Here is a 10511-nt window from a genome sequence, read left to right on the forward strand (position 1 = left end):
GACGCGGAGGGTGTGCGTACCGTCCGGGTCAGCCGCCGGTGGCCGGGCGGGCCGCCGCGCCGCGCGAGGGGGCGCGGTCGGCGTGGGCCGGACGGCGGCTGCCGGCCGGGGTGGCGGGCGTCCGCTCGGACCGGATCAGGTGCGGGCGGACCAGGTGGGTGGCGGGGCGGGGCGCCGCCGGGTGGTGCGCGGCCGGCAGGGCCGGAGCCGCGACCGCAGCCGCCACCGGGGCCGGTGCGGGCTCCTGCGGCTCGGCCGGGCCGGCGGGCGCCGACGCGGTGCGCTGGAGGCGCCACTTGCCGCCCGCCGAGAGCAGCGGGACGAGCAGGCCGGTGAGGGGCTCGGGGACCTGCCCGGCCTCCACGAGGGACCGCAGCCGGGCGCGCACGTCGAACACGTACGCCTCGGCCTGGGCGATGAGCGGCTCGAACCACGGCAGGGCCAGCAGGACGAGCAGACCGGCGGACCAGCCGAGCAGGACATCGCTCACCCAGTGGGTGCCGAGGTAGACGGTGGTGGCGCCGACGCTCAGCGAGACCACGGCGGACACCACGGACAGCACCCGCCGGGTGACCACGGTGGAAGCCAGGTAGGCCAGGATTCCCCAGGTCACGACGGCGTTGGCGGTGTGGCCGGAGGGAAATATATCGCCGCCCGCGAAGAGCTCGGCGGAGCCGATCTGCGTCGCGTAGTGGGGGCCGAGCCGGCCGAGGCCGAGCTTCACGGCGCCGACGGTGATGTTGAGCAGCAGCAGCGCCACGCCGAGGGTGATCAGCGGGCGCAGGGTGTGCTGGCGCCAGGAGCGCCAGCCGAGCCAGGCGGCGACCATGACCGCGGTGGGTCCGCGCTGGCCCAGGACGACGAGGTAGTCGAGGAAGGCGTGCAGCTGCGGCCACTGCTCGTAGGGCCGGAAGAACATGACCTGCCAGTCGAGGCGGACGAGCCAGGAGGTGGTCAGGACCGCGACGACGATCGCGAGGTAGAAGGCGAGGGTCGCTCCGAGGAGCACGACGCGGTGCCGGCTCATCCGCGGTGTTTGCAGATGAGCCGGTCGCTCTGGTTCCCGGTCCAGCCGGGCGAACACCCGCTCCAGTCTGGGCAGGATTTGGTCGGTACGCACTCAATCGACGTTACCGCGCGCCGATGGGCAGCCCGGGCGAATCGCGGGCTTTGTGATGACCATGTGATGTGGAGTTGGTCTCACGCGGGACTTAATTCCCGGCATTCCGGCATTGGTTGGAGCTGCTCGGATGCTTGGTCCAGTCATTTCTTCGCATACTTAGCCGGAATTTATCTCCGCAGGTCATTTCCTTTGCCCGAACATGGAGTGGAATGATCCATTCCGTGATCTCCCTCTGTGAGGGTGCCCCTACGGCGGGCCCGAGCCGTTCAGCCAGAAGGCCCCGTACACCGCCGAGACGGCGGCCAGCGAGCCCACCACCGAGGCCGCCCGGCCCGTCCGCCATCCGGCCAGCGCCGCCGCCGGCGGGAACAGCAGCGGGAAGGCGGGCAGCAGCAGCCGGGGCTTGGAGCCGAAGTACCCCGACGCGCACAGCGCCAGCGCCACCACGATCCCGCAGTACACCAGCAGCGGCACGGGCTGGCGCCGCCGTACGCAGAGCACGTACAGCCACAGCACCAGCGCGACCCCCGCGATCAGCCCGAGCCCGGCGGGGAACGCCGGCGAGGCCAGCCGGGCCCCGATGAACCGGGCGAAGGCCCAGCCGCCGTCGAACCCGTTGCCCCAGCCGGCCTGGACGTCCAGGTAGCCGCTCGGGCCTCGGCCGGTGCGGGCGCCGACCCACAGCACGTAGCCCGCGGCGCCCAGCGGCGCCAGCAGGGCCCCGGCCGCCATCCGCCAGGAGCGCTCCCCGCGTCGCGCCGCGAGCAGGGCGCCCGCCCAGAGCGCCGCGACCACCGCCGCCCCGACCGGGCGGGTCAGCCCCGCCCCGGCGGCGAGCAGCCCGGCGACGGGCCAGTGCCCGCGCAGGACCCCGTACAGGCTCCAGACCGCGAGCGCGGTGAACAGCGACTCGCTGTAGGCCATCGACTGCACGATCGCGACGGGCAGCGCGGCCCAGAGCGCGACGGCGAGGATCCCGGCCCGGCGGCCGTGCAGCAGGTCGCCGACCGCGAAGATCCCCCAGGCAGCGGCGAGCCCGCCGAGCGCCGACACCACCAGTCCCGCGGAGCCGTATCCGAGCCCGGTGACGGCGGAGACGAGCCGCTCCAGCCAGGGCAGCAGGGGGAAGAAGGCCAGGTTGGAGTGGACGTCGCCGTTGGGCAGGGCGATCTCGTAGCCGTACCCCTCGGCGGCGATGCGGGCGTACCAGAGGGAGTCCCAGCGCGCCGAGAGCAGCGTGTGGGGACTGCTGCCGGCCGCCGCCCCCCACACCGCGAGCACGGCCAGCCCGAGCAGCCGGACCGCGACGAAGGCGGCCAGGGCGGGCGCGGCCCGCCGGAATCCAAGATCTTTCACGGGCATGATTATCGAGGGCGGGGCCGTGCCCGAGCGGGTGCGCGCGGCCGCGGACCATCGGGCACGGGCGTGCGGTACGCGGGTGCGCGGACGGGCCCGCACGCGCGCGAGGAGAAGGGGTGGCGTGAAACGAGTGGCGCACACCACAGCGCGGCCGGTGCCGGGATGAGAGCTTGACCACGTGTCGGACAGCCGAACTCGCGTACGCTGACCCTTCACTCGCGTGTCGACGCCGGACCCCGTAGGACGCCACCTTCCCCACCTCGTGGCTCGAAGACGCTGGTCCGCCGAGTGCGAGGGACCACCTGGGAGGTACATGCATGTCGGGGACGAACGTGGCCGGCGACCGGAACCCTTCCCCCTGGCAGCGACTGCGGCGACTCGGCGCGGCCTCCGGCGGGGCCAACCGCTGGGCCGTCCTGGCCGTCCTGTGCGTCAGCCTGGTGCTCGTCGCGCTCGACGCGACGATCCTGCACGTCGCCGTGCCCTCCGTCACCGAAGACCTGCGGCCCGGCCCCATGGAACTCCTGTGGATCGTCGACGCCTACCCGCTCGTGTGCGCCGCCCTGCTGATCCTCTTCGGCACCCTCGGTGACCGCGTCGGCCGGCGCCGCGTCCTGCTCCTCGGTTACGGGCTCTTCGGCGTGGCCTCGGCCGTCGCCGCCCTCGCCGACAACGCCCAGGTCCTCATCGCGGCCCGCGCCCTGCTCGGCGTCGGCGGCGCGATGATCATGCCGGCCACCCTGTCGATCCTGCGCCAGGTCTTCCCCGACCGGCGCGAGCGGGCCCTCGCCATCGGCATCTGGACCGCCGTCGCCGCCATCGGCGCGGCCGGCGGACCCGTCCTGGGCGGCTTCCTGGTCCAGCACTTCTGGTGGGGCTCGGTCTTCCTCATCAACATCCCGCTGATGATCCTGATCCTGCCGCTCGGCCGCTGGCTGCTGCCCGAGTCCAAGGGCTCCTCCGACGGGCCCTGGGACGTGCTCGGCGCGCTCATGGCCGCCGGCGGAGTGCTCGGCGCGGTCCTCGGCGTCAAGCGGATCGGCGCCGAGCGCCAGCTCGCCGATCCCGAGGCGCTGCTCCCGCTGCTGGCCGGTGCGGTCCTGCTGGTGCTCTTCGTCCGCCGGCAGAAGCGGCGCGCGCACCCGCTGATCGACATGCGGATGTTCTCGAGGCCGGCCTTCACCACCTCCGTGGGCTGCATCGTCCTGGCCATGCTGGCGCTGGTCGGGCTGGAGCTGATCGCCGTCCAGTACCTCCAGCTGGTGCTGCACCTGAGCCCGCTGGAGACCGGCCTGCGGCTGCTCCCGCTCACCTTCGCCGCGATGGCGGCGGGCGCGACCGGCTCGTACACGCTGGCCCGCAGCGGGCCCCGCAGGATGGTCTCGCTGGGCTTCGTGCTCACCGCGTTCGCGGTGCTGCTGCTGACCTTCATGGGCCAGCACGACCGGCCGGTGCTGCTGACGGCCGGCTTCATCCTGCTCGGCTTCGGACTGCAGACCACGCTGTTCGCGGCCTACGAGTCGATGCTGAGCGAGGCTCCGGCGGCCACGGCGGGAGGCGCGGCCTCGATAGGCGAGACCTCGTACCAGCTGGGCGCGGGGATGGGCATCGCCCTGCTCGGCAGCGTGATGAACGCGGCCTACGCCCCCGGGCTGGCCCGGGTGCCGGGGGTGAGCGCCGCCGAATCGGCGGGCGCCTCGCACTCGCTGGGCGAGGCCTACCAGATCGCGGCGCGGCTCGGCGGTCCCGCGGGGGACTCGCTGTACGCGGCGGCCCGGCACTCCTTCGTGCACGGGCTGCACGTGACGCTGGTCGTGAGCGCCGGGCTACTGTTCGCCGGCGCGGTGATGGCGCTGAAGCTGCCGCGGGTGATGGAGTGCGCCGATCCCGATCCCGATCCCGATCCGGAGGCCGGGGCCGAAGCGGCTGCCGTGGCTCCGGCCCCGGCTCCGGGCGGAACCGCACGGATTCCGGCCCAGACCACGGCCGACGCCGACCGCGACCCGGCGGTCGGCCACCCGGTCTGACCGGTCGGGCCCGGAGAGTCCCCTACCCGCCCTTCCACCGTTCCCGCCTCAATCGCCGGCGCGGCTCACTGCACGGCGCTCCGCGCCCGCGCTTCAGTCGCCGGCGGGGCCCGGGTGCACGGCGCTCCGCGTCCGCGGCTCAATTGTCGGCGGGGCTGACCGAGCCCCGCGCGGCGGGACGGTGCGGGGGCGGTCGGGGTGGACCCGGGGCGCCGGGGGCGACAAACTTGCAGCGCTAGGTTTCACCGTCCGGCCTGCCAGGAGGCGCTCCGTGTCCTTCGTTCCCACCGATCCGCTCGGCCTCGACGAGCTCCTCACCCCCGAGGACCTCGCCATCCGGGACACCGTCCGCGGCTGGGCCGCCGACCGCGTGCTGCCGCACATCGCCGAGTGGTACGAGAACGGCGAGCTGCCCGGCATCCGGGAGCTCGCCAAGGAGCTCGGAGCGATCGGCGCCCTCGGGATGTCGCTGGAGGGCTACGGCTGCGCCGGCGCCAGCGCGGTCCAGTACGGGCTCGCCTGCCTGGAGCTGGAGGCCGCCGACTCCGGCATCCGCTCGCTGGTCTCCGTACAGGGCTCCCTCGCGATGTACGCGATCTGGAAGTACGGCTCCGAGGAGCAGAAGCAGCGCTGGCTGCCCGGCATGGCCGCCGGCGAGCTCATCGGCTGCTTCGGACTGACCGAGCCGGACGTCGGCTCCGACCCGGGCGCGATGCGTACGCACGCCAAGCGCGAGGGCACCGACTGGGTGCTCAACGGGCGCAAGATGTGGATCACCAACGGCAGCGTCGCGGCCGTGGCCGTGGTGTGGGCGCAGACCGACGAGGGGATCCGCGGGTTCGCCGTACCCACGGACACCGCGGGCTTCTCCGCGCCGGAGATCAAGCACAAGTGGTCCCTGCGCGCCTCGGTCACCAGCGAGCTGGTCATGGACGACGTACGGCTGCCCGCGGACGCGGTGCTCCCCGGCGTCAGGGGCCTCAAGGGGCCGCTCGGCTGCCTGAGCCACGCGCGGTACGGGATCGTGTGGGGCTCGATGGGCGCGGCGCGCGCCAGCTTCGAGGCGGCGCTGGACTACTCGAAGACGCGCGAGCAGTTCGGCCGGCCGATCGGCGGGTTCCAGCTCACCCAGGCCAAGCTCGCGGACATGGCGCTCGAACTCCACAAGGGGATCCTGCTCGCCCACCACCTGGGCCGGCGCATGGACGCGGGCACCCTGCGGCCGGAGCAGATCAGTTTCGGCAAGCTCAACAACGTCCGCGAGGCCATCGAGATCTGTCGCACCGCGCGGACGATCCTCGGTGCCAACGGAATCTCCCTCGAGTACCCCGTCATGCGGCACGCCACCAACCTCGAATCGGTCCTCACCTACGAGGGCACCGTCGAGATGCACCAGCTGGTGCTGGGCAAGGCGCTCACCGGGCTCGACGCCTTCCGCTAGGCCGGGGAGGGCCGGGAAGACCGGAGACGGCCGGTGAGAGCCCTGCTCAGCTCTGGTTGAAGAAGTCGCGCGAGCGGCCGCCCGGCTCACCGCTGACGATCTGGGTGTCGGCCGGGGTCAGCAGGAAGACCCTGGTCGCCACCCGCTCGATCGAACCGCGCAGGCCGAAGGTCAGACCGGCCGCGAAGTCGACCACGCGCTTCGCGTCGCCCGGGTCCATCGAGGACAGGTTCACGATGACCGGGACACCGTCGCGGAACAGCTCGCCGATGCCCCGCGCGTCACGGAAACCGTCCGGCGTGACCGTCGCGATGCGGCGGCCCTGCTCGACGGCGGACTCCGACGCCACCTTGACGCGCGGGTCGGTGACCCACTGCTCGCCGGGGCCGACCACCGAACCCCCCTGCGGGGCCTCCGCGTAGTCGTCGTCGTAGTAACGCTCGTCGTCGCTGTCCTCGACGAGACCCAGCCAGGCACTCGCCTTGCGCACCGAACCCATGGACGCCTCCTTTCATCGCGGTCAGTCTGTCTTCTCTTCCGCGTCCCTATCGTCGTCCATGATGCTGACAACGCGCCAAGTGGATAGTCGCCGCGCAGGGGTTTCGTGACGGTACTGGTGCAGAACATCCGTTGCACGGTCAAGGATCCTGGCGCCTACCACTGCTGACTGAGTGAAAATACGACCAGTGCCGCCGTACGGGTGACCGAAGGGGACGTACGGGTGAAGCGGCGTGCTCGCTACGATGCCCGTCGAGCGCGCGTATGACACACGGGGGAGCACCATGTTCGGCATCGTCAGACCTTGCACGCACAGGCTGGGGGACCGGTTCAAAGCGGAGTGGATGGCCCATCTGTGCGGGCTGTGCCTGGCACTTCGGGGGGACCACGGCCAGTTCGCGAGGATCGTGACCAACTACGACGGGCTGCTCGTCTCCGTTCTGACGGATGCTCAGTCCGGACCGGCCGCGAGCGGCCGCCGCACCGCCGGGCCCTGTCCACTGCGCGGGATGCGCACGGCCTCGGTGGCCGAGGGGCAGGGGGCGAGGCTCGCCGCCGCCGTCTCGCTCGTACTGGCCTCCGCGAAGGTACGGGACCACGTGGCCGACCGGGACGGGCTGTTGGCCCGGGCACCGATCGCCCTCGCGGCGCGCCGGGTGGCCCGGGGCTGGGACCGGGCGGGCGCCCGCACCGGGGCCTCGCTCGGCTTCGACACGGCCGTGCTCGTCGACGCGGTGGACCGCCAGACGGGCATCGAGACCCTGGCCGGCCCGGGTACGCCGGTGCTCGTGGTGACCGAGCCGACCGAGACCGCGACGGCCGCCGCCTTCGCCCATACCGCGACCCTCGCGGGACGGCCAGGCAACGCCCCCGCGCTCGCCGAGGCGGGCCGCTACTTCGGCCGGCTCGCGCACCTGCTGGACGCCGTCGAGGACCAGGGCCGGGACGCGGCGTCGGGCGCCTGGAACCCGCTGACCGCCACCGGGACCTCCCGCGCCGAGGCGCGCAGGCTCTGCGACGACGCCCTCCAGGGCATCCGGCTGGCACTGCGCGAGGTGGAGTTCGCGGACGCGGGCCTCGCCCACCGGCTGCTCGTGCACGAGCTGCGCACCTCGGTGGACCGGGCCTTCGGGACCGCGGGCTGCGCCCACACCGTGACGGACTCCGTGGGCCAGGGAGGCTTCGGCCCGCCCCCGATGGACTTCGGCCCGCCGCCGCCCCCGCAGAAGCCGCGCCGCGGCCTGCTGGCGGGCTGCGCGGTGGCCCTCGGGCTGTTCTGCACCTGCCAGCTGTGCTGCGCGGAGCACGAGGGTCCGTGGTCCCGCGAGAAGAAGCAGCCGTGGTGCGACAACTGCGACTGCGGCGACTGCTGCGACGGCTGTGACTGCTGCGGCGACTGCGGGTGCGGGGACTGCTGCTGCTGTCCCTGTGACGGCTGCTGAGGGACCTTCAGCTCCGCGGCGGCCCGAATCCGGGGCCGCTCGGGGCCACTCGGGCCCCTCTCCGGGTCCACTCGGGCTCCTCCGCGGCTCCGTGCGGCCCCGGACGGCGTACCGGGCGGTTTCCGGCGGGGCCCGTGTGGAAGGGTTGAGCGGCATGAGCGCTGACGCAGACGACGCCGACGATCCGGCCACCGCCTGGAAGCGGTGGCACGAACACCGCCTGGACACGGTGTCCGCCCCCTACGGCCCCCTTTCGCTGACCGCCACCCACTGGCTCGCCGATTACCCGGAAGGTCGAGTTCCGGCCGTTCCGGGCCGCTGGCTCGTCACCGGCGGCGGGGTGTCCCTGACGGCTTCCGCGGGCGACGGGATCAGCCTGGACGGCAAGCCCTTCGCGGGCGGCGCCGTACTCGCCGCCGACGAGGCCCCGCCCTCGCACTCCCGGATCGCCGTCGGGGACGTACGGCTCGTCGTGCTCCGGCGCGAGGGTCAGTGGGCGCTGCGCGTCTTCGACCCCGCGGCCCCGGGCCGGGTGGCGTTCACGGGCGTGGAGGCGGACCCGTACGACCCCGCGTACGCGGTGCCCGGGCACTTCCGCGCCTACGGCGAGGAGCGGACCGTCCTGGTGGAGAACGCCGACGGCCGTTCGCGCGGGCTCGCCCTCGGCGGTGAGCTGAGCTTCGAGTTCGACGGCGAACGCCACGCCCTCCAGGTGGCCGTGGACGAGGACGACGGCAGTCTCTGGGCCGTCGTCGGCGATGCCACGAGCGGCCGTTCCAGCTACCGTTTCCGCTTCCTCAGGCCCGGCACTCCGGCGGCCGACGGCTCGATCACCGTGGACCTCAACCGGGTCCAGCTGCCGCCGTGCGCCTTCGCGGACCACTTCGTGTGCCCGTTCCCGCCGCCCGGGAACACGCTGCCCTTCGCGATCGCGGCGGGCGAAAGGCGGCTGAAAGGCGCCCTTGCTGCCGCCATCTGACGCCAGCACACTCCCGACAGCGTCTCTCGGGGCTTGTCAGGGGCACGTCGAACGGCCTGGTGCCGTTCGTGCCCCCGGCCGCCCTCCACGGGCTCCGGCACCCCACTTCGGCCGGGCCCCCGATCCCCTCCGGGAGGACGACAAGTGAGGATCACCAGCATCATCCGCTCCAGGCTCTTCGCCGTGGCCACGGGCATGGCCGCCGTGGCCGCCCTCGCCGCCCCCAGCACGGCGCACGCCGACGGCGGCTTCAGCGCCGACCGGCTCGCCACCGTCGGCGCCTCGGTCCTGCGCGCCGACGTCGCCGGCACCGCCTGGCACACCGACCCCGCCACCGGGACCCTCGTGGTGACCGCGGACTCCACGGTCACGGACTCCGCGATCGCCCGGATCCGCCGCGAGGCCGGAGCCGACGCGGGCGCGCTGCGCATCGAGCGGACCCCCGGCAAGCTGACCAAACTGCTCTCCGGCGGCGATGCCATCTACGCCTCCAGCTGGCGCTGCTCGCTCGGCTTCAACGTGCGCAGCGGCAGCACCTACTACATCCTGACCGCCGGCCACTGCACCGACGGCGCGGGCACCTGGTGGAGCAACTCCTCGCACACCACCGTCATCGGGTCCACGGTTGGCTCCAGCTTCCCGACCAACGACTACGGCCTCATCAAGTACGCGAGCAACTCCCCGGTGCCGCCCGGCACCGTCGGGAGCCAGGACATCACCAGCGCCGTCAACGCCACCGTCGGCATGTCCGTGAAGCGGCGGGGCTCCACCACCGGCATCCACAGCGGATCGGTGACCGGCCTCAACGCCACCGTCAACTACGGCGGCGGCGACATCGTCTACGGGATGATCAAGACCAACGTCTGCGCCGAGCCCGGCGACAGCGGAGGCCCGCTCTACTCCGGCACCCGCGCGGTCGGCCTCACCTCGGGCGGCAGCGGCAACTGCTCCTCGGGCGGCACCACGTACTTCCAGCCGGTCGTGGAGGCGCTCAACGCGTACGGGGTCAGCGTGTACTAGACCCGTAGACCCATGCGCCCCCGTCGTACCCCTGGACGTCCTCCCGCCTTCTGGGAGGATGTCCAGGGCGTCCATGGGGGAGGTTTCTACGTGAAACGAATCGGTGTGACCGGCCACCGGTCGATTCCGGACGAGGTGCTCGGACACGTGGAGGAGGGCCTGCGGGCCGTGCTGAGGAGCCACGAGGGGCCCCTGGAGGCGCTCTCCAGCCTCGCGGACGGAGCCGACCAGCTCTTCGCCGCCATCGCGCTGGAATGCGGCGCGGACCTCACGGTGGTCATCCCCAGCGGGGACTACGAGGAGGGGTTCGAGGGCGCGGAGGCCCTGGACCGCTACCTCGGGCTCAAACGCCGGGCCACCCAGGAGGTCCGGATGGACTTCGCCCGCTCCACCGACGAGGCCTACTACGCGGCCGGCACCTACATCGCCGACTCCTGCGACCGCCTCGTCGCCGTCTGGGACGGGCTGCCGGCCCGCGGGCACGGCGGAACCGCCGAGATCGTCGCCTACGCCCGCACGCTCGGGAAGCCGGTCACCGTGATCTGGCGCGAGGGCGTGGCCCGGGACTGAGCGCGCGGCCCGGGACGGAGCACGGCCCCGGTCCGGGCGCGCCGCCCGGACC

9 protein-coding genes are annotated in these 10511 nt (G+C 73.1%); 6 read left to right on the forward strand and 3 right to left on the reverse strand.

Going from position 1 to position 10511, the window contains the following annotated elements; translation table 11 throughout:
- Positions 1–28: 28 nt before the first annotated feature.
- Both ACWGDE_RS30585 and ACWGDE_RS30590 read right to left on the reverse strand, forming a co-directional pair.
- Positions 29–1120: a phosphatase PAP2 family protein gene (locus tag ACWGDE_RS30585; protein WP_453392273.1), complete on the reverse strand. Its 1092-nt coding sequence runs from the start codon at positions 1118–1120 to the stop codon at positions 29–31.
- Positions 1121–1369: 249 nt separating this feature from the next.
- Positions 1370–2485: a hypothetical protein gene (locus tag ACWGDE_RS30590; RefSeq protein ID WP_453392274.1), complete on the reverse strand. Its 1116-nt coding sequence runs from the start codon at positions 2483–2485 to the stop codon at positions 1370–1372.
- 314 nt (positions 2486–2799) lie between these two features.
- On the opposite strand from ACWGDE_RS30590, the gene ACWGDE_RS30595 reads away from it, so the two are divergent.
- Positions 2800–4509, forward strand: coding sequence for an MFS transporter (locus ACWGDE_RS30595; RefSeq protein ID WP_453392275.1), 1710 nt, complete (start codon positions 2800–2802; stop codon positions 4507–4509).
- A gap of 271 nt (positions 4510–4780) precedes the next feature.
- Complete coding sequence (locus ACWGDE_RS30600) at positions 4781–5950, forward strand: acyl-CoA dehydrogenase family protein (RefSeq protein ID WP_453392276.1); 1170 nt, start codon at positions 4781–4783, stop codon at positions 5948–5950.
- 46 nt (positions 5951–5996) lie between these two features.
- Here ACWGDE_RS30600 and ACWGDE_RS30605 read toward each other — a convergent pair whose 3' ends face one another.
- Complete coding sequence (locus tag ACWGDE_RS30605) at positions 5997–6449, reverse strand: cell division protein SepF (RefSeq protein WP_254384678.1); 453 nt, start codon at positions 6447–6449, stop codon at positions 5997–5999.
- A 283-nt stretch (positions 6450–6732) separates the two neighbouring features.
- On the opposite strand from ACWGDE_RS30605, the gene ACWGDE_RS30610 reads away from it, so the two are divergent.
- The 4 genes from ACWGDE_RS30610 to ACWGDE_RS30625 all read left to right on the forward strand — a co-directional run bounded on the left by ACWGDE_RS30610 (position 6733) and on the right by ACWGDE_RS30625 (position 10459).
- Complete coding sequence (locus ACWGDE_RS30610; protein ID WP_453392277.1) at positions 6733–7890, forward strand: DUF5685 family protein; 1158 nt, start codon at positions 6733–6735, stop codon at positions 7888–7890.
- 154 nt (positions 7891–8044) lie between these two features.
- The gene (locus tag ACWGDE_RS30615) at positions 8045–8869 is read left to right on the forward strand and encodes a DUF1684 domain-containing protein (RefSeq protein ID WP_453392278.1); all 825 of its coding nucleotides are present in this window, start codon (positions 8045–8047) and stop codon (positions 8867–8869) included.
- Between the two features lie 195 nt (positions 8870–9064).
- Positions 9065–9889, forward strand: coding sequence for a S1 family peptidase (locus tag ACWGDE_RS30620; protein WP_453392280.1), 825 nt, complete (start codon positions 9065–9067; stop codon positions 9887–9889).
- 90 nt (positions 9890–9979) lie between these two features.
- Positions 9980–10459 carry a hypothetical protein gene (locus tag ACWGDE_RS30625; RefSeq protein ID WP_453392279.1) on the forward strand — a complete coding sequence of 160 codons (480 nt, stop codon included), beginning with the start codon at positions 9980–9982 and terminating at the stop codon, positions 10457–10459.
- Positions 10460–10511 lie beyond the last annotated feature (52 nt).

The organism is Streptomyces sp. NPDC054956 (assembly GCF_053609185.1).

What these genes read in the sequence shown, in the direction of transcription:
- ACWGDE_RS30615 (WP_453392278.1), top strand. Translation starts at nt 8,045, where the DNA reads ATGAGCGCTGACGCAGACGACGCCGACGATCCGGCCACCGCCTGGAAG.
- ACWGDE_RS30595 (WP_453392275.1), top strand. Translation starts at nt 2,800, where the DNA reads ATGTCGGGGACGAACGTGGCCGGCGACCGGAACCCTTCCCCCTGGCAG.
- ACWGDE_RS30590 (WP_453392274.1), bottom strand. Translation starts at nt 2,485, where the DNA reads ATGCCCGTGAAAGATCTTGGATTCCGGCGGGCCGCGCCCGCCCTGGCC.
- ACWGDE_RS30610 (WP_453392277.1), top strand. Translation starts at nt 6,733, where the DNA reads ATGTTCGGCATCGTCAGACCTTGCACGCACAGGCTGGGGGACCGGTTC.
- ACWGDE_RS30620 (WP_453392280.1), top strand. Translation starts at nt 9,065, where the DNA reads ATGGCCGCCGTGGCCGCCCTCGCCGCCCCCAGCACGGCGCACGCCGAC.
- ACWGDE_RS30605 (WP_254384678.1), bottom strand. Translation starts at nt 6,449, where the DNA reads ATGGGTTCGGTGCGCAAGGCGAGTGCCTGGCTGGGTCTCGTCGAGGAC.